The 18,845-nt window shown below is 32.8% G+C and carries 16 protein-coding genes and 1 tRNA gene; 6 read left to right on the top strand and 11 right to left on the bottom strand.

The window, feature by feature from the left end:
• Nucleotides 1–31: 31 nt before the first annotated feature.
• Nucleotides 32–529: a DUF456 domain-containing protein gene (locus tag K8Z87_RS00590; RefSeq protein WP_227475488.1), complete on the top strand. Its 498-nt coding sequence runs from the start codon at nt 32–34 to the stop codon at nt 527–529.
• 221 nt (nt 530–750) lie between these two features.
• Here K8Z87_RS00590 and K8Z87_RS00585 read toward each other — a convergent pair whose 3' ends face one another.
• From K8Z87_RS00585 to K8Z87_RS00540, 10 genes are all read right to left on the bottom strand, one after another.
• Entirely contained in the window at nt 751–1,419 is a 669-nt protein-coding gene (locus K8Z87_RS00585; protein WP_227475487.1) for a response regulator, read from the bottom strand.
• An 89-nt stretch (nt 1,420–1,508) separates the two neighbouring features.
• Nucleotides 1,509–3,533 (bottom strand): tetratricopeptide repeat-containing sensor histidine kinase, encoded by a 2,025-nt coding sequence (locus K8Z87_RS00580; RefSeq protein WP_227475486.1) that lies wholly within the window; start codon nt 3,531–3,533, stop codon nt 1,509–1,511.
• A 106-nt stretch (nt 3,534–3,639) separates the two neighbouring features.
• Nucleotides 3,640–3,864: a hypothetical protein gene (locus tag K8Z87_RS00575; RefSeq protein WP_227475485.1), complete on the bottom strand. Its 225-nt coding sequence runs from the start codon at nt 3,862–3,864 to the stop codon at nt 3,640–3,642.
• Nucleotides 3,865–4,524: 660 nt separating this feature from the next.
• Nucleotides 4,525–4,598 (bottom strand) — tRNA-Asp (locus tag K8Z87_RS00570).
• A 76-nt stretch (nt 4,599–4,674) separates the two neighbouring features.
• A complete protein-coding gene (locus K8Z87_RS00565) occupies nt 4,675–5,604 on the bottom strand; it encodes a DUF58 domain-containing protein (protein WP_227475484.1) in 930 nt (309 codons plus the stop codon).
• Nucleotides 5,604–8,153 carry a M1 family metallopeptidase gene (locus K8Z87_RS00560; RefSeq protein WP_317207414.1) on the bottom strand — a complete coding sequence of 850 codons (2,550 nt, stop codon included), beginning with the start codon at nt 8,151–8,153 and terminating at the stop codon, nt 5,604–5,606. Before K8Z87_RS00560 ends, K8Z87_RS00565 begins: the two co-directional genes overlap by 1 nt.
• 124 nt (nt 8,154–8,277) lie before the next feature.
• Nucleotides 8,278–8,595 (bottom strand): thioredoxin, encoded by a 318-nt coding sequence (trxA, locus tag K8Z87_RS00555; protein ID WP_227475482.1) that lies wholly within the window; start codon nt 8,593–8,595, stop codon nt 8,278–8,280.
• Between the two features lie 118 nt (nt 8,596–8,713).
• Complete coding sequence (gene dnaE / locus K8Z87_RS00550; protein ID WP_227475481.1) at nt 8,714–13,099, bottom strand: DNA polymerase III subunit alpha; 4,386 nt, start codon at nt 13,097–13,099, stop codon at nt 8,714–8,716.
• 137 nt (nt 13,100–13,236) lie between these two features.
• The gene (locus tag K8Z87_RS00545; protein WP_227475480.1) at nt 13,237–13,734 is read right to left on the bottom strand and encodes a DUF6252 domain-containing protein; all 498 of its coding nucleotides are present in this window, start codon (nt 13,732–13,734) and stop codon (nt 13,237–13,239) included.
• Between the two features lie 53 nt (nt 13,735–13,787).
• Nucleotides 13,788–14,249: a hypothetical protein gene (locus K8Z87_RS00540; protein WP_227475479.1), complete on the bottom strand. Its 462-nt coding sequence runs from the start codon at nt 14,247–14,249 to the stop codon at nt 13,788–13,790.
• A gap of 134 nt (nt 14,250–14,383) precedes the next feature.
• On the opposite strand from K8Z87_RS00540, the gene K8Z87_RS00535 reads away from it, so the two are divergent.
• From K8Z87_RS00535 to K8Z87_RS00515, 5 genes are all read left to right on the top strand, one after another.
• Nucleotides 14,384–14,869 carry a 30S ribosomal protein S16 gene (locus K8Z87_RS00535; RefSeq protein WP_227475478.1) on the top strand — a complete coding sequence of 162 codons (486 nt, stop codon included), beginning with the start codon at nt 14,384–14,386 and terminating at the stop codon, nt 14,867–14,869.
• A 100-nt stretch (nt 14,870–14,969) separates the two neighbouring features.
• Entirely contained in the window at nt 14,970–15,503 is a 534-nt protein-coding gene (rimM, locus tag K8Z87_RS00530) for a ribosome maturation factor RimM (RefSeq protein WP_227475477.1), read from the top strand.
• A 33-nt stretch (nt 15,504–15,536) separates the two neighbouring features.
• Nucleotides 15,537–16,250, top strand: coding sequence for a tRNA1(Val) (adenine(37)-N6)-methyltransferase (locus K8Z87_RS00525; protein ID WP_227475476.1), 714 nt, complete (start codon nt 15,537–15,539; stop codon nt 16,248–16,250).
• A 59-nt stretch (nt 16,251–16,309) separates the two neighbouring features.
• Nucleotides 16,310–17,488 (top strand): acyl-CoA dehydrogenase family protein, encoded by a 1,179-nt coding sequence (locus K8Z87_RS00520; RefSeq protein WP_227475475.1) that lies wholly within the window; start codon nt 16,310–16,312, stop codon nt 17,486–17,488.
• Nucleotides 17,489–17,554: 66 nt separating this feature from the next.
• Nucleotides 17,555–18,451 (top strand): metallophosphoesterase family protein, encoded by an 897-nt coding sequence (locus tag K8Z87_RS00515; RefSeq protein ID WP_227475474.1) that lies wholly within the window; start codon nt 17,555–17,557, stop codon nt 18,449–18,451.
• A gap of 3 nt (nt 18,452–18,454) precedes the next feature.
• Here K8Z87_RS00515 and K8Z87_RS00510 read toward each other — a convergent pair whose 3' ends face one another.
• Nucleotides 18,455–18,793, bottom strand: coding sequence for a hypothetical protein (locus tag K8Z87_RS00510; protein ID WP_227475473.1), 339 nt, complete (start codon nt 18,791–18,793; stop codon nt 18,455–18,457).
• Nucleotides 18,794–18,845: the final 52 nt, after the last annotated feature.

Below are 18,845 nucleotides of genomic sequence, written 5' to 3'. Positions count from 1 at the left end.
CGTCCAATAGTTAAATTAAGTAGTTAGTATTATGGATATTTTTTTAGTGATTATTTCACTGTTTTTAATGGTTTTAGGCCTAGTAGGTAGTTTTCTTCCTGTTTTACCTGGTCCGTTAACGAGTTGGGTTGGGCTTTTAGTCTTACATTTTACAAATGGCATAGAGCTCTCAAAAACACTTATTTTTACAACATTAATCTTTGCTATTTTTATATGGTTGCTAGATTATGTTATTCCTGCTATTGGCACTAAACGTTTTGGCGGAAGCAAATCAGGAATGGTTGGCACAACTCTTGGTTTAGTTATTGGGCTAATATCACCGATACCATTTGGCATCATTATCGGTCCTTTTGTTGGTGCTTTTATAGGCGAAATGCTCCACAAGGAAGATGTAAACAGAGCATCAAAAGCTGCTTTTGGTTCTTTCTTAGGGTTTATTACATCTACATTTTTAAAGTTTATAGTTGCTATAGTATATTTTGGATTCTTTATAACAAAACTCGGCACACATACTGGACCATGGTGGTAAACAAAAAAACCTAATAGAATCTTTTCGGTCGGTCATCTATTAGGTTTAACTTGCTATTAATTCAACAAATTGTAAAGGGATTAATCAATTATTGTTGATTGTGGTAAATGTATGCATCCTTTTTATTTTTTAGTTACGGAAAAACCGCAAACTTGATGCGGAAAAACCGTAGTTTGTAGAAATAACAGTAGCTACAACAAGTTATGCTTTAGGTTAAAAAACTATAAAAATCCTTTTTCTTTAGCTTCGTGTAATAAAGTTTCGTCTTTGCCGTCGTATACAGAAAACAAAATTTTGAGTTGTTTTTTACGTTTTTCTATGGCACTCATCGATAGTGGAATATATTCTAAAAGACTACGTGTTTTAATTCCTTGAGATAATAAATGAAGTATTTTACGATTGATATCGTCTACATATATTTCGCTAGTAATTGTCTTTTTTACATAATTATTAACCGTACTACTATAGTATGGTGGAGATTTTAAAATCTGTTGAAACGCATCTGCAAGTTCCATAGAAGTTAAATCGCTTTTTATTAAAAAGCCATCCGGATTAATCTCTTTAATAATATTATGTATACGAAAGGTTTCATTAAACATGGTTAATATAATAATCTTAGCCTCCGGAAGAAGTTTTTTAGCAAGCATTGCTAAGTCTTCACCAGAAGCATATCTACCATCTTCAGAACCTGGTAAACTAATATCAAAAAAACAAACATCGTACGGTGTAGTTTTAGCAGCTCTAGTAATCATTATTTGCGCCATATCGCAGTCATTGGCTGTATCTATAAGCAAGGTTTGATCCTCATCTTTAGTAGCCATAAGTACGTTTTGGTAACCTTCGATGATTATAGGGTGATCATCAACCATTAAAATGTTTAAATGTTTCATGCGTCTATAAATTTATTATATAGGGTCACACGGAATTTGCAAATAGAATTTCTTTTGCTATTAAATTATCTATACTGCGCATTTCAGTGTTAAGTGATATAGGGAATCTTAACTTTAACTTCTGTGCCTTTATTTACTTGAGATGCAAATTCTATTTTACCGTCAATATCTGCAACTCTAGATGTCATGTTTTTAAGTCCAATACCTTTTTTTCCTTTTGAGGTATCAAAGCCTTTTCCGTCATCAGCAATGTATAAGCAAATTACATTATTTTTAAGTAAAAAGCTAATATTTATATGTTTTGCTTCTGCATGTTTATAAATATTTTGCATCGACTCTTGTACAATTCTATAACTATTAATCTTGGTTTTATTAGTTACCATATCCCAATTTATATCGTCGGTATAATTAAAATTGTACGTTAAACCATAAGCTTTAGTTTGGTTTTCAATAAGTTCTGAAACAATATCCATAAAACCAGAACCCGATACAAAATCGGCATTCATCTCATGCGAAATTTTACGGATGTCTTCTTCTATGGTTTTTAGTTGCCCAATATAATTGGCTCTATTTTGTATGGCTTCTTTGCCTTCTACAAAATTGAGACTATCTAAACTAAGACGCGTGCCAAACAGACGGCCTAAAACGCCATCATGCAACTCTTTTGATACTCTTATTTTTTCTTGAGCTCTTGCTTCTTCTACTTTGTCTTGTTGATTAAGCATTAAGTTATAAATCTCTTCATTGGCTTCTTGTTGCGCTTGCACTAAACGTAATTGCCTGTTTTTAGCACGTTGGGTAATGACTACATAAGTTAAGAGCCCAAGCAGTAATAATGCGCCTGATAAAATTAAGAGATAACGGTTTTCTTTAGAGATTTGTTTATTCTCTTTTTCTATCTGGTCGGTTTCTAACTCTATACGTGCATATTTATTTCTTACAGCTCGTTCTACTTGCAATAGGCTATCTGTAAGCTTTATATGTTCATTTAAATGTGCTTTTCCCAGTTCACCTGCTTCAATTTTTGATAATAAAAGAAGAGATTCTAAAACCGCTTCATTCTCCGACAATTTCTTCCCTAAATCATAAGCTTCTTTAGCATGTTTATGCGCCAAATCTTTTTGCTCTAATATTAGATAGAACTTAGATAAAACTACATCAACACTCATTTTAGCATATTCGTCATCCAAATCTTCACTTATCTTATATGCTTCTCTAAATATATCACCTATCTCATTATAATTTGTATCACCCGATTCAATTCTAGTATCGGCTATATTAGCTATAATGATGGCATAAAAAGAAGGATCATACTCCTCGTATTTAGGTCTAAGAGGCAATAAACTATTATATAAGTCTACTGCAACTTTATAATTACCCATTTGCCTATATACATATGCCTTATTATTTATAGTATAAATTTCATTATAAAATCCATCTTCCATTTGCTTTGCAAAATCAATAGCTCTATCATTAAATTCAATTGATTCTTCAAAATTCTTAAGTTCTCTAGATATAATCCCTAACAAATTGTACACACTCCATAAATTGTAAAGATTATCTTCATTTTCTGGTAGTTGTTCAAATATCCTAACAGCTTTTATAGCATCTTCTTCAGCTCCAGTAAAATCTCTTTCTTCTTCTTTTATTTCAGCAATAATATGAAATGCAGTACCTCTTTTCTCTGTAATTTCGTTAGATTTCAGATACTTCAAAGAATTTAAATAAAAAAAATAAGAGCTGTCGTTTTGTCTAATAAACTTATAATAAGAGCCTAAATTACCTGAAGCTACAGTAATTGCCGAAGTATCTTTCAATTTATATGCCAGATTCAAATTAGATCTATTCATTCTAACATACTTTTCATATTTTTCAGCATTTAAATATAGAAAAGCTAAGTTCCTATTAGTAAGCAAAAGGATTGAATCATTATTAACTGAAGTAGCAATTGAAGAAGAACTAATAGCATATTTAAGCCTTTCTTCTATACTATAATCTGAGTTTTTAGATAACTCTATGAAACTATATATAGAATCAAGTTGTTTAGATTTTTCTTGACTTTTACATACATTTAAAAGTAAGAATGAAATAATAATAAAAGGAATCTTATTCAAAATCGGATTCTATAATTTATACAGATTCCAATATAATAAAATGCTTTCAACAGAAAAAGCTCTTAAGTAAATAAGAGCTAATATTTTATTAAATTATATAAGTTATTTATGCAGCGCCTTTTAATTTAGTCAATTTTCTATCAATAGCTAACAAGCTTTTATTATGTGATTTTTTAATTGTCGTATTCTCATCTTGAGCAATGGCTTCTTTAGATTGTACACCAGATACGGTTAACAATAATACAGCTGCTAGTAATAATGTAATTTTTAAAGCTTTCATAAGTATTCTATTTTTAGGGTTAAAACAATAGTCAATTAATAAATGTGCCATACAAACGATGACGTTGAGGGAAGGGAATGGATTATTAACTATCTTAGGTAAAACCTAAAATTTATACTAAAAAAAACGAGGGACGTTTTTAAAACACAAAATTGTGTTTTGAAAGTAAAATGGATTAAAATTTTCTTGAATAAGTGATTTTGGGGCTTATTTAAGAACCTCAAATATATAGGATTAAAAATCAGCCAACAAACAATTATCGATTAAATGTATTATTTTATCGATAAAACGCTTTTATTGAGATATGCCTTACAAAAAAACAGTATAAAAACAACCTAATTTTACATCATTGTAATATAATTAGTGACTTTTATTAAAAAACGGTGTCTTAATAATATATAGCATTGAGTAACACGTTTAATGAAACATAAAGTAAATCCATAGAAGCTAGAGCTAGTAAGGATCACTAAAAAGAAACATTACAAAGAATTACTCAACACAATGGTTATTATAAACTTCTACAAAACAAAAAAAGCATCCCGATTTTCTTATTCCCGATAGTTATCGAGAGAAAAAAGGAAAGCCTTTCATCGGCAAGTTTCCAAATTTATTGGAAATCTTACAACTACTCCAAGATTACTCTTGGAACAACACAACATCTTTGTATTGCTAAAAAAAGCTTCAAAAAAATTGAAGCTTTTGCAATTTTAGCGGTCTGGACGGGACTCGAACCCGCGACCTTCGCCGTGACAGGGCGACATTCTAACCAACTGAACTACCAGACCGTTGCTTAATTGCGAGGGCAAATATACATTGCATTTTTAATTCAGCAAACAAAAAACATAAAAATATAGTGTTTATCTACACAAATTTTTGTCGCTCTATCATATATGTTGTCAATACCGTATTAAAGCCTGCATTAATATCTGCCTCGACATACTTTATTCTGTACTGTACACATTTTAATCTCAAATTATCAAAATAGGTTTTTACAGCTTCTTCGTAATTCTCTTTAATATTATCTGGATATAAATCTATAGTTTCTCCAGTTTCTACATCTGTGAATCGTTTAGGACGATTATCGAAATTAAACGTCAATTCTTTGTCTTTATCAAATACATGAAATAAAACCACCTCGTGTTTATTATGTTTTAAATGACGAAGCGCTTCAAACAGTTTTTCATCTTCTTCAGCCGTTTGAAACATATCTGTAAATACAAATATTAATGAACGTCGATGCATTTTTTCTGCAATTTGATGCAAATACCTATACGTTTCTGTCGTTTTTCCTTTAGGCTTTGATATTACAGCATTGCTGAGTTGACTTAACAACATTTGGTGATGACGTTCGCTCCCTTTTTCAAGTGAATAAAAATCGTAATTATCGCTATATATACTCAAGCCAACAGCATCGCGCTGTTTTTTTAAAATATGCATTATAGAGGCCGAAGCCAAAGCGGAAAATGCTACCTTATTTAAATTATCAATATTAGTTCCACTTGTTTCTGGATAATGCATTGAACTACTATTATCTAAAATAAGATGGCATCTGAGATTGGTTTCTTCATCATAACGCTTAGTATACAAACGATCTGTACGCGCAAAGAGTTTCCAATCGATATGCTTAGTACTTTCTCCTTGATTGTAAATTTTATGCTCTGCAAATTCTGAAGAAAACCCATGGAATGGACTTTTATGCATACCAGCTATAAAACCTTCAACCACTTGTTTGGCTAATAGTTCTAAATTTTTAAACCCTGATGCTTTATGTAATTCGTTTTGTATATCCATTACTTTACCAAATTTATAGTTTTAGCACGGTACAATCCATCTGCAGACTGCAATAATTTATTTTTTAGTACTGGATTAAAATCTGGGTTTTCATTTAAAAATGTTTCTAACACAGTATATGCATAAGGCGAACTATAATTACCAATAGTACTATTTAGCCAACCCTTCGGAAAAAAGATATCTCCAGTTAACTGAATTTCTTCTAATAGTTCTAAACTCATTTTTAAATGCTGCTGTGCTGATGTTTGACGTAACGGATGATGAATATTTCCTAAAGCAGCTAATACCCATGATTCTTTTTCGCGATATTTAGCATCTGATAAACTTTGCATAAATGCATTTCTTTCTGCCTCATCAGAAGATAATGACGGCAATAAAAATTCAAAACGCGCTTTACGATCTGGGTTAGAAATTGCATTTTTAGCGGTTTCTAAAATAACTTTACTATCCTTATGCTCAAATATAGCTAGTGAACTTGCTATACCTGTATAATCCGTCTCATTCAGTTTTAAATTTGGTATACTAATCTTTTTAGACCATAACTGGTATAAAAACTCTTTTCCTGAATCGGAATAAGCTAAACCTCTATAGAAATTAAAAACCGTCTTTTTCATTCCTACAGAAAGTTGCTCGTGCAATCTGTTCTTTAGTCTCGATTCTAAACTTAGGATATGAGTTAAACGTTCTTTTTCACTTAAATACTTCCAAAAAATATCTCGTGCATAACCCGAAATCATACTAGCTATTAGCTCTTCATCTTCATTAATAAATCCATTAGACAAAACTTTAAATGCTGTATCTGGATGAATAGCTCCACTAAGTGTATTTTCATATAAATTGATATAACTATAACCACGCGCTACTTCATTTTTTATCGCCGGAATGCTTTCTATTTTATTAGCGTCTGTTGGAAAAATACCATAACCAAATCCATTATAATTGTATATAATTGTTTCAGGTATTGGCAAACCTTCAGCTTCTTTTAAATGTGTGTCTTTTTCATTTAATTGTACAGAAATAACTTTAGTTTCATTAGGATATATTAAGCCTATGTCAAAAGATTGCGTCCATAAATTAGCACTGCCATTTTCTGCGGATTGACTAATTTTAAAATTGCTAATTTTTCCATTGGCATAGGTTACATCTCCATTTATAATAGGACGCCCAGGTTGATTCACCCAAACATCACTCCATGCTTTCATATCAACATCTGTTTTACTATCTAAAATATTAACGAGTTCGTTCCAATCCGCATTACCATTTGCAAATGTTTTTATATATTCTTGAATGCCCGTTTTAAATTTTTCTTCTCCTATAACGGCTTCTAACTGACGCATCATTATTGGAGCTTTGTTATAGATAATACGCCCATAAAGCGTACCTGCATTTTTTAAATTGTCTAATTTTTGACGTATAGGATTTGCCCCTTTTGTTCGGTCTTCACTATAGGCACTTGGATAATGCGTGGTCATAAATTGCAAAGCATGATTGATCTCTGGAAATGTTGGATTTGCAATCTTATCTGCCATAAAATTGGCAAAGACTTCTTTCATCCATACATCATTAAACCATTTCATAGTCACCAAATCACCAAACCACATGTGCGCAGTTTCGTGCGCAATAAGCTTACAACGTCCTAATTTTCTACTATCTGTTGCATTATTATCTAAAAACAATGAAGTAGATCTGTATTGTATAGCTCCAACATGCTCCATACCTCCGTATTGAAATCCTGGGATGCATGCAAAATCTAATTTTTTAAACGGGAATTTTTGCTGTGTATAATCTTCTAAAAAATTAACTGCATTATGGTGCAATTTAAAAATCTCATCCGTACTTGCATCAATCTTTTCTTCACTAGTCTCACGATGAAGCATCTTCATTTCTAATTCTCCTAATTGCTGAATATCTTCTTTAAAATCACCAGCTACAAACGAAAACAAATAGGTGCTCATTTTATCTGTAGCTTCGTACTTATAAGTTGCTAATCCGGCTGTTTCTGCCTTTGTTTCTATTGGCGCGCCACAAAGTACTTGCCAGCCAATTGGTGCTGTAATATTTAGTTTATACGTTGCTTTTAAATCGGGTTGATCAAAACAAGGAAACGCTGTACTTGCACGATCTGGCACAAATAAAGTGTAGAGATAATCATCATTTCTATTTAATGATAACTCACCTGCATTAAAATTAATCTCTAAAGTATTAGCTCCTATTTTTAAATGATTTTGATCTATAATTACATGTTCTTCTTCGTGTTTAATTTTAGTTGATTTTCCATTAACTGAAACACTAAGTATACGTGATTTATCTACATTAAAGTCTAAAAATAAAGGCTGTTCTAAATCTGTTAAATTGACTTCTAAATTTAAAATCGATGCAATAGGAGTCTGCTTATCCTCGGGGATTTTAAAATCAAGGTTGTATATAATATTTTGAACTTGCTGTTTCCTATATTGGGCCAGTTCTAGAGAAATTCCTTTTTCTAGCGCAAGTTCTGTCTTCTTTTCAGAAGTACAAGACAAGATACAAACTACTATAAAAGTGCTCAATAAATATTTAATGGAAATCAAGGATTTAAAATGCATTATCCGACGGTGGTTTTATTTATTAGCGTAAACTAAAAAAGGTTTGCCATTACGGCAAACCTTTTATCATTTCTTTTAGAGTTTTTGACTATAAAAGTGCGTCTAAAGCTTCTGCATAAGCATTTTTAGGAGCAACTCCTACTTGACGACCTACAACCTCTCCATTTTGAAACACTAATACTGTAGGTATATTTCTTACACCATATTTAGCTGCAAATTCTTGGTTTGCATCAACATCTACTTTACCTACAACAGCTTTACCGTCATATTCAGTACTAATTTCATCAATGATTGGTCCAACCATACGACATGGCCCACACCAAGCTGCCCAGAAATCAACCATTACTGGTTTGTCACTGTTTAATACTGCTTCTTCAAATGTTGCGTCTGTTATTTCTAATGCCATAATATTTATTCTTTTAATTGTATTCTACTTTGTTTTAATATACAATATTAGTCAAAAAAAAGTCTAAACCTTACAATCTAAGTATTGGATTTGACTATGGTTGTATTGGTTAGATTTATCAATTTAGTTTATACTTTACTTCTTTATCATCAAGAGCATAAAGTAATTCTTGAGAAATTTTAATCTTTTGTTTTCTACTAATCATCTGTAATTTCAATTTCTCTTTATTATCATAAACCAAAAAGTTGAGAGTATTATTACCATCATGCATTCCTAATAAATCTTGGAGATCTGTAATTTTATCTTTTTCTAAATCTTCTATATTAACTTGTATAGATAACTTTTTAGCATAAGTATCCATAACATCATGCAATAACTGAAAGTTGTTAAACTGTATTCTAGGCTCTCCTTTTTTACCTGTATCTCTATTTACCCAACCTTCTTTTATAAATGCACGAACGTAAACAAAAGAATTTTGAACCAAGAAATGTCTATACTTTAAATAATCTTCACCAAAAATTCTAAAATCAAAACTATCTGTATAATCTTCTATAGTAAACATAGCCCAACCTTTACCTTGTTTACTTATACGATGTTGAATTTCTGTAACAACTCCTCCAAATGTGATTTCGCGATTTAGAACACTTTCTAAATCATTAAATACACTTATATTTCCATTACAGAAGGTTTGCATTTCTATTTTAAAATCATCTAATGGATGCCCTGAGATATAAATACCAACGACTTCTTTTTCACGAGATAGTTTTTCCATCGTTCCCCAATCTTCACATGGCGGCACATTAGGCTCCGAAATTTGCACATCACTTGCCGCACCAAACAAACTTACTTGCGCTGAGTTTTCGTTCTCTTGGTGTTTGGCTCCATACTTTACCGCTTTTTCTAAAAAGGTAATACCATCACCATCGTGCGCAAAATATTGTGCACGATGCGTATCTGTAAAACAATCAAATCCACCTGCATTAGCTAATCCTTCAAATGCCTTTTTATTAGCAGCACGCAAATCTATACGTTTCGCCAAATCAAAAATCGATTTGTAATTTCCGCCTTCTTTTCGACCTTCGACAATCGTCATAACTGCTCCATGACCAACACCTTTAATTGCTCCCATTCCAAAACGGACGGCATTATCCTTATTTACCGAAAATTTGTAATAACTCTCGTTAACGTCTGGTCCTAATACGGGTAAACGCATTCGTTTACATTCTTCCATAAAGAAGGTGACAGATTTAATGTCATTCATGTTATTAGACAATACGGCTGCCATATATTCTGCAGGATAATGTGCTTTTAAATAAGCCGTTTGGTAGGCAATCCAAGCATAACAGGTTGAGTGCGATTTATTAAAGGCATAACTTGCAAAGGCTTCCCAATCTTTCCAGATTTTTTCCAATTTTTTAGCATCTAATCCTTTTGCACTCGCTTGTTCAATAAACTTTGGTTTCATTTTATCCAAAACCGCAATCTGCTTTTTACCCATAGCTTTTCTCAAGACATCAGCTTCACCTTTAGTGAAATCTGCCAATTTCTGAGACAACAACATTACTTGCTCTTGGTAAACCGTAATACCATAAGTTTCCTTAAGGTACTCCTCCATTTCTGGTAAATCGTATTCAATCTCTTCATCACCATGCTTACGCGCAATAAAGCTTGGAATGTACTCCATAGGACCAGGACGATAGAGTGCATTCATGGCAATTAAATCATCAAAAACCGTAGGTTTAAGATTCTTCATGTGTTTTTGCATGCCTGGAGATTCATACTGAAAGATCCCAACGGTTTCACCACGTTGGAAAAGAGCATAAGTCTCTTCATCGTCTAACGGAAAGTTATCAGGATCTAAAAGAATATCATGTTTTGCTTTTACAATTTTAACTGTATCCTTAATTAAGGTTAAGGTTTTCAGCCCCAAGAAATCCATCTTCAACAAACCTGCGTCTTCAACAACAGAGTTGTCAAATTGGGTAACATATAAATCGGAATCTTTAGCCAAGGCTACAGGCACATAATTGGTAATATCACTTGGTGTAATGATAACACCACAAGCATGAATACCTGTATTACGAACTGAGCCTTCTAATACTCTTGCCTGATTTACGGTTTCGGCTTGTAAATCTTCACCATCTGAAATATTAAGAAGTTCATTTACTTTTTCTAAATCTTCAGCTCTAAATTTCTTCGCTAAGTCTTTTTCTGAAAGTCCAAATATCTTTCCGAGCTTGGACATGGTAGGAATTAACTTAGAAATACGATCTGCATCACCTAAAGGCAAATCTAAAACTCTGGCTGTATCTCTAATCGAAGATTTCGCAGCCATCGTTCCATAAGTGATGATCTGTGCTACTTGATTAGAGCCATATTTGTCAATCACATAATCCATTACACGACCACGACCTTCATCATCAAAATCGATATCGATATCTGGCATACTTACACGATCCGGATTTAAGAAACGCTCAAAAAGTAAATCGTATTTAATTGGGTCTATATTGGTAATCCATAAACAATAAGCCACTACAGAACCTGCTGCAGAACCACGACCAGGACCAACGGAAACGTCCATATTTCTGGCTTCGCGAATAAAATCTTCTACAATTAAGAAATAACCAGGATAACCTGTATTTTCAATAACACTCAATTCAAAATCGAGACGTTCTTTTATTTCCGGTGTAATGTCTCCGTAGCGTTTTTTCGCTCCTTCGTATGTGAGATGTTTTAAATAAGCATTTTCACCACGTTTACCTCCATCAGCTTCGTCATCTTCATGCTTGAATTCATTTGGAATATCGAAAGCAGGTAATAATACATCACGAGCTAATTCGTAAGGTTCAATTTTATCGACTACGTCTTGCACATTCACTATCGCTTCTGGCACGTCTCTAAACAGTGCTTTCATCTCTTCCGAAGACTTAAAATAGTATTCTTGATTTGGTAGTCCGTAACGATAACCACGACCACGACCAATAGGAGTCGCTTGCTTTTCTCCGTCTTTTACACAGAGTAAAATATCGTGCGCATTAGCATTTTCTTGTTCTACATAATAGGTATTATTAGTTGCAACCAATTTAACATCATGCTTTTTTGCAAATTGAATCAATACAGGATTGACACGATTTTCATCTTCCTGATTATGGCGCATTAATTCAAGATATAAATCCTCTTGAAAAGTGGCTTTCCACCACAATAAAGCTTCTTCAGCTTGATTCTCACCAACATTTAAAACCTTACTTGGCACTTCGCCATATAAGTTTCCTGTTAAGCAAATAAGATCTTCTTTATATTGTTCTATGAGTTTTCTATCTATCCTTGGCACATAATAAAACCCATCTGTAAACGCCGCAGAAGATAACTTCGCTAAATTGTGATAGCCCTTTTTATTCTTAGCCATTAACACAACTTGATAACCATTATCTTTTCTGGTTTTATCTGCATGATTTTCACATACAAAAAACTCACAACCAATAATTGGTTTTATAAGTTTCCCTTTCTTTTCTTCTCCGTTTTCTTCAGCTTCAGCATGTTGTGCTTTCACACCTTTATTATGATTACCAACAGCACTAACAAAATGAAAAGCACCCATCATATTACCATGATCTGTTAAAGCTACGGCTGGCATGTTTTCATTAGCTGCTGCTGTTACTAAGTCTTTAATACTGATGGTAGACTGAAGAATGGAAAACTGTGAGTGATTATGCAAATGCACAAAATCTACATCAGCTAACTTTGAAACTGCTTCTTTATTGGTTTCCGTAGGAACAGCTTCTGCTTGTTCTTTTTGAAGTCGTTCATTAATCTTTGCACTTTCTCGCTTTAGATTAACATGTTTTAATCCAATAAGCTGAATTGTATCTGGATTCCCTTGAGAAAACTTCTGAAAATAATCGGGCTGTACATCGAGTTGCTCTTTGGTGTATTGCTCGCGTCGCACCAATTCAAAAAAGCAACGGGTTGTTGCCTCTACATCTGCTGTCGCATTATGTGCTTCAGAAAAAGGCTTATTAAATAGAAATTGATGTAACTCAGTTAGGGTCGGTAACTTAAATTTCCCATAACGTCCACCAGGAATTTGACACAAACTTGCCGTATGTTCTGTACAGGTATCTAAAACAGGTAATTCTTGTAAAGGATTAGCAACATCTTCCCGAACAAACTCCGCTCCCATAATATTTAAATCGAACTTTACATTTTGCCCAACAACAAACTTTGTTTTTGATAAAGCCTCATTAAATTTTTCTAATACCTCGGCTAAAGGTACTCCTTGTTCTTGCGCTAATTCCGTAGATATACCATGAATTTTTTCGGCATCATACGGTATATTAAATCCTTCTGGTTGAATTAAATAATCTTGATGATCAATACAAACACCCATATCATCATGTAATTGCCATGCAATTTGTATGGCTCTCGGCCAATTATCTACATCTGTAATTGGTGCGTTAAAACGTTTAGGTAAACCCGTAGTTTCGGTATCGAAAATTAAGTACATTATGCTTAGTTAGATTTAAAAAATCAGAACTTTAAAAATAAACAATTAGTCTACTTTTTTAAAATGAAGTTATAAACAGTTGTAAACAAAAAAACCACGCAAAATGCATGGCTTTATAATTGTAAATTTTTAATATTTTAATCCTCAATGGCTTCTAAACCTCCATCTAAAGATATTCTAAAAAACACACCATTAATAAAATTAACCGATTGTAAACCATCTTCTGAAAAAGCTGTAAATCTAAAAGTACCTGTTACACGCATAGGAGAAGAATTATCAAGGCTCTCAACGACTATTTCTCCTTCAGGCGGGAACAATGTAATACTCGGATCTGGAAGATTAGCAGTAGAAAACACTGTACCAATTGCATCTCTAAAAATAGCTGCGGATTCACTTTCTGGACCTAAAGTATAAACTCCACGTCGATCATCAGACGGAATTAATTGCAAAACCTCTATACCATCTCGGCCTTCAAATAAAAATTTGCCAAAATCTATATCTGCCGCAAAAAAGTCTGCTTTCCAAGTGACTCCTTCTCTATTAGCCTGAAATGCTGGGTTATTAAACTCAATGGTGTCCGAACAACCTAAACATAATAATACAACAACGATTATTAGAAGTATGTTTTTTCTCATGATATATTTTATTATTTAGAAATTAGGATAATAATTAGCCATGAATTAACTAACTATCTTTCAATCTGGATAATCCCATTAGTTAAGGCTACCTCAGGTAATTGTGGCATTGAAGCATCAAATTCGTTTGCTAATCCTCCTGAAAAGACACCTGTTAATCCAGTAGAATTATTTAAAGATATTGTCGATGTAAATTCTCCTAAAGGACTCATTGGTGAAGGAATAAAATTAATCCCGTCCATATTAAGTATAAAATCTCCTATAAAATCTGTTCCGACTAAGTTTTCTGCTATTCTAAAAGAAATCCAATCGTCTGAATTATTGTCTTCTAATCTATAGTTTAAAGCATTTTCGACTAAATCAATAGTCACATTATCATCGAACACCCTAGATACACCATCAACATTAACAGAAACAAATTGAACAATAACTGGTAAATCATCATTATTATCATCATCACTCCCACAACTAAAAATTAAAAATGACAAAAAAACTAAAAACAATACATTCTTCATAAAGATAAATTTAAAGGTTGTATCAAATATATAATAAATTCTAAATTAAAGTCTTTACTATTAAAACGAAAAAAATATATTATATTTGCGCCCTCATTAATAACAGAGGTCGAGAACCTCACTAATTAATTATTATGCCTGTAAAAATTAGATTACAAAGACACGGTAAAAAAGGAAAACCTTTCTACTGGATCGTAGCAGCGGATTCTCGCGCTAAAAGAGATGGTAAATTCTTAGAAAAATTAGGAACTTACAATCCAAACACTAATCCTGCAACTGTTGATTTAAATGTAGACGGAGCTGTACAATGGTTACAGAACGGTGCACAACCAACAGATACTGCAAAAGCTATTTTATCTTACAAAGGAGCGATGTTAAAAAATCACTTAGTTGGTGGAGTTAGAAAAGGTGCTTTAACTGAAGAACAAGCAGAAGCTAAATTCAATGCTTGGGCTGAAGAAAAAGCAGCTAAAATTCAAGCAAAAACTGATGGCTTATCTAAAGCTGATGCAGATGCTAGAACTAAAGCTTTAAAAGCTGAAAAAGCTATTAATGAAGCACGTATTGCTGCAGCTGCTCCAGTAGCTGAAGAAACTGAAGCTTCAAACGAAGAAGAATAAAAAATTAATTTTTATACTTTTAATCCCGACGATAATCTGTCGGGATTTTTTTTGATTAGTATTTTCGTGTGATACTGAAACAACAAATGCAAGATTTGTTTTGAAAAAAGAAGACTGTTTTTATTTAGGGAAAATTGTAAAGAAATATAGCTTTAAAGGAGAGTTATTGGCTAAGTTAGATACTGACGAGCCTGATTTATACGACAACTTAGATGCTATATTTTTAGATTTAAGAGGTAATCTCGTTCCTTTTTTTATAGAAGCTTCTCAGCTACATAAGTCTGATTTATTGCGTCTTAAATTTGAAGATGTAGATACTGAAGCTGACGCAGATGCGCTTATAAAAACAGAATTGTACTTACCACTTAAACTACTTCCTAAATTAGAAGGTAATAAGTTTTATTTTCATGAAGTTATTGGTTTTGTTATCGAAGACAAAAATTATGGAACCGTCGGCACACTTTCTGGGATTAATGATTCTACCGCGCAATCACTCTTTGAAATAAATAAAAATGGTGTTGAAATTTTAATTCCTATGAATGATGAATTCATCGTTAAAGTTGATCGCGATAATAAGACAATCATTGTAGAAACGCCAGAAGGTTTAATTGATTTGTATATAAGCCCATCCTAAATCCTTCCCAAAAGGAAGGACTTTCTAATAATCATGGATAAACCTTTTCAATTTAAACAATTCCAAGTAAGTCAAAATAGATGCGCTATGAAAATTGGTACCGATGCTGTTTTACTTGGTGCTTGGACTTCACTTAAAAACAATCTGTTTTCTGCTTTAGATATTGGTGCAGGGACTGGCGTTTTAGCTTTAATTTTAGCACAGCGAAGCGCTATTGAAACTATAGATGCTTTAGAGATCGATACTGATGCTTACGAGCAATGCTCAGAAAATTTCGAAAACTCTCCATGGGCTGACCGTTTATTCTGTTACCATGCTTCATTATTAGAATTTGCAGAAGAGATTGATGACAACTATGATCTAGTCATTTGTAATCCTCCATTCTATTCTGAAGATTATAAAACAAATAATGCTTCAAGAGATCTTGCACGTTTTAACGATGCTATGCCATTTGAACACTTAATATATGCTGTGAGCAAATTACTCTCAGCAGACGGTGTTTTCTCAGTTATTATTCCACATAAAGAAGAAGCTTCTTTTATTGATTTAGCCTTAAAAGTTGGTTTATTTCCTAATCGAATACTACATGTTAAAGGAAACCCTGAATCCGAAATCAAGCGAAGCTTATTAGAATTTTCATTTCATAAAACTGAAATTAACAAAACAAAATTAGTTATTGAAACGTCTCGCCATCAATACACTGAAGCTTATATAAATTTAACTAAGGCTTTTTATTTGAAAATGTAATTTTCATTGAGCAATACAATCGTTTTTGTACTTTTGTTTTGTATACAAAAACAAAACAAATGAAGCCAGATTTATTTGAAGCTCCAGATTATTATAATCTTGATGAGCTTTTAACAGACGAACATAAATTAGTACGTGATGCTGCTAGAGAATGGGTAAAACGTGATGTTTCTCCCATTATTGAAGATTATGCTCAAAAAGCAGAATTCCCAACTCAAATTGTAAACGGACTAGCTGAAATTGGCGCTTTTGGCCCATACATACCTGAAGAATATGGTGGTGCTGGATTAGATCAAATTTCTTATGGTTTAATTATGCAAGAAATTGAACGTGGAGATTCTGGTGTACGAAGTACAGCTTCTGTTCAATCCTCTTTAGTGATGTACCCGATTTGGAAATATGGCAACGAAGATCAACGTAAAAAATATTTACCAAAATTAGCTTCAGGAGAATGGATGGGATGTTTTGGACTTACCGAACCTGATCATGGTTCTAATCCTGGTGGTATGGTTACTAATTTTAAAGATATGGGAGATCATTATCTTTTAAATGGTGCTAAAATGTGGATTTCTAATGCTCCATTTGCACAAGTTGCTGTTGTTTGGGCAAAGAATGAAGAAGGTCGTATACACGGATTAATTGTTGAGCGTGGTATGGAAGGGTTTTCAACTCCTGAAACTCACAACAAATGGTCACTTAGAGCATCAGCTACTGGAGAACTTATTTTTGATAATGTAAAAGTACCTAAAGAGAATTTATTACCTAATAAATCTGGTTTAGGTGCGCCACTTGGGTGCTTAGATTCTGCACGTTTTGGTATTGCTTGGGGAGCTATTGGAGCAGCAATGGATTGTTACGATACCGCACTTAGATATAGTAAAGAACGTTTACAGTTTGGCAAACCGATTGGGCAGTTTCAATTGCAACAAAAAAAATTAGCTGAAATGATTACAGAAATTACTAAAGCACAATTATTAGCATGGAAACTTGGCGTCATGCGAAATAATGGCACAGCAACTTCAGCTCAAATTTCTATGGCAAAACGTAATAATGTAGATATGGCAATTAATATTGCGAGAGAAGCTCGACAAATGCTAGGTGGTATGGGTATTTCTGGAGAATATTCTATTATGCGTCATTCTATGAATCTTGAAAGTGTAATTACTTATGAAGGCACGCACGATATTCATCTCTTAATTACAGGACTTGATGTTACTGGTCTAAACGCTTTTAAATAAGTTTAAAAATTTAGTTTATAAAAAATGCTTCTAATTTAGGAAGCATTTTTTGTTTACATTTACTCTATGTCTTCAAAAACCAGATTAGATCGTGCATATAAAAACGCAAAACGAATTGCGTTTGATGATACTTCTAAATTTATATTATTTAGTGATTGCCATCGTGGCGATAATAGTTTTGCTGACGATTTTGCAAATAATAGAAATATTTACTTCCATGCTCTTAAACATTACTACAATGAGGGTTTTGAGTATTGTGAATTGGGCGATGGAGATGAGTTATGGGAAAATATAACCTTTCAATCTATTTTTTATGCCCATAAAAATGTATACATGCTAATGAAGCAGTTTCATGATGAAGAGCGCTTGCACATGATCTGGGGAAACCATGATATGGTATACAGAAATGAGAATTATATTCGCAAACACCTCAACACCTATTTTGATCCAAAAACTGGTGAAAACAAAGATTTATTTTGCGATATTGAATACCATGAAGGCATAATTTTAGAACATAAAGACACTAAGCAAGAGTTGTTTTTAGCACATGGTCACCAGGCAGATTGGTGGAACTATTTGTTCTGGAAGTGGAGTCGTTTTATGGTACGTATACTTTGGAAGCCTCTAAATGTTATGGGTATTGCAGACCCAACTAGCCCTGCAAAAAACTATAAAGAGTTGATTAAAATAGAACGTCGTATTAAAAAGTGGATTTCAAATAACAATAATTTAATAACTGTAATTGGCCACACACATCGCCCTCGTTTTCCTAAACCTAACGATATTCCATTTTTTAATGATGGTAGTTGCGTACATCCGCGAAGTATTACTGGTATAGAAATAGAACATGGCAAAATTTCGTTGATTAAATGGCATATAGATTCATCTGAAGATGGTTCTTTAAGGATTGTTAAAACGTTATTAGAAGGTCCTCAAAAATTATTAGAATATAAAGTAAACTAAGTATTACACTGAATACATTTTAGAATCTAATTTTGCACATGCAGTTTCTAATTTCATTATTTCAATTTTAGAATTTAGCATGTTATCATTTATGTAGAGCATACTTTCACCTAATTCTTTATTATATGATTTATCAACCAATTTAAAGTAAATACTTCCGCAATCAGATGTCTTTTTTATATATGATGAAGCTAATTCAGAAATTTTTCTGATTATTTTTATGAGATAGTAGCAATCATATTTAGATTTTTGACGACTACTAATAAATTCTATCTGTGAATTTAGTTTTAATAGTATTCTAAAATCACCAGATTTTTCTTGATATATTTTGAAAAGTGCCATTATATTATATAAGACACACTAATATTAAAGAAGTCACTCTCTTGTGGCTAAG

The sequence above is a fragment of the Winogradskyella immobilis genome (genome assembly GCF_021887715.1).
Taxonomy (GTDB): Bacteria; Bacteroidota; Bacteroidia; order Flavobacteriales; family Flavobacteriaceae; genus Winogradskyella; species Winogradskyella immobilis.
The sequence above is the reverse complement of the archived record's forward strand: the minus strand, read 5'-3'. Positions and strand labels throughout refer to the sequence as shown.

What these genes read in the sequence shown, in the direction of transcription:
- dnaE (WP_227475481.1), bottom strand. Translation starts at nt 13,099, where the DNA reads ATGTACTTAATTTTCGATACCGAAACTACGGGTTTACCTAAACGTTTT.
- K8Z87_RS00520 (WP_227475475.1), top strand. Translation starts at nt 16,310, where the DNA reads ATGAAGCCAGATTTATTTGAAGCTCCAGATTATTATAATCTTGATGAG.
- trxA (WP_227475482.1), bottom strand. Translation starts at nt 8,595, where the DNA reads ATGGCATTAGAAATAACAGACGCAACATTTGAAGAAGCAGTATTAAAC.
- K8Z87_RS00515 (WP_227475474.1), top strand. Translation starts at nt 17,555, where the DNA reads ATGTCTTCAAAAACCAGATTAGATCGTGCATATAAAAACGCAAAACGA.
- K8Z87_RS00525 (WP_227475476.1), top strand. Translation starts at nt 15,537, where the DNA reads ATGGATAAACCTTTTCAATTTAAACAATTCCAAGTAAGTCAAAATAGA.
- K8Z87_RS00510 (WP_227475473.1), bottom strand. Translation starts at nt 18,793, where the DNA reads ATGGCACTTTTCAAAATATATCAAGAAAAATCTGGTGATTTTAGAATA.
- K8Z87_RS00540 (WP_227475479.1), bottom strand. Translation starts at nt 14,249, where the DNA reads ATGAAGAATGTATTGTTTTTAGTTTTTTTGTCATTTTTAATTTTTAGT.
- K8Z87_RS00590 (WP_227475488.1), top strand. Translation starts at nt 32, where the DNA reads ATGGATATTTTTTTAGTGATTATTTCACTGTTTTTAATGGTTTTAGGC.
- K8Z87_RS00545 (WP_227475480.1), bottom strand. Translation starts at nt 13,734, where the DNA reads ATGAGAAAAAACATACTTCTAATAATCGTTGTTGTATTATTATGTTTA.
- K8Z87_RS00535 (WP_227475478.1), top strand. Translation starts at nt 14,384, where the DNA reads ATGCCTGTAAAAATTAGATTACAAAGACACGGTAAAAAAGGAAAACCT.
- K8Z87_RS00575 (WP_227475485.1), bottom strand. Translation starts at nt 3,864, where the DNA reads ATGGCACATTTATTAATTGACTATTGTTTTAACCCTAAAAATAGAATA.
- K8Z87_RS00565 (WP_227475484.1), bottom strand. Translation starts at nt 5,604, where the DNA reads ATGGATATACAAAACGAATTACATAAAGCATCAGGGTTTAAAAATTTA.
- K8Z87_RS00585 (WP_227475487.1), bottom strand. Translation starts at nt 1,419, where the DNA reads ATGAAACATTTAAACATTTTAATGGTTGATGATCACCCTATAATCATC.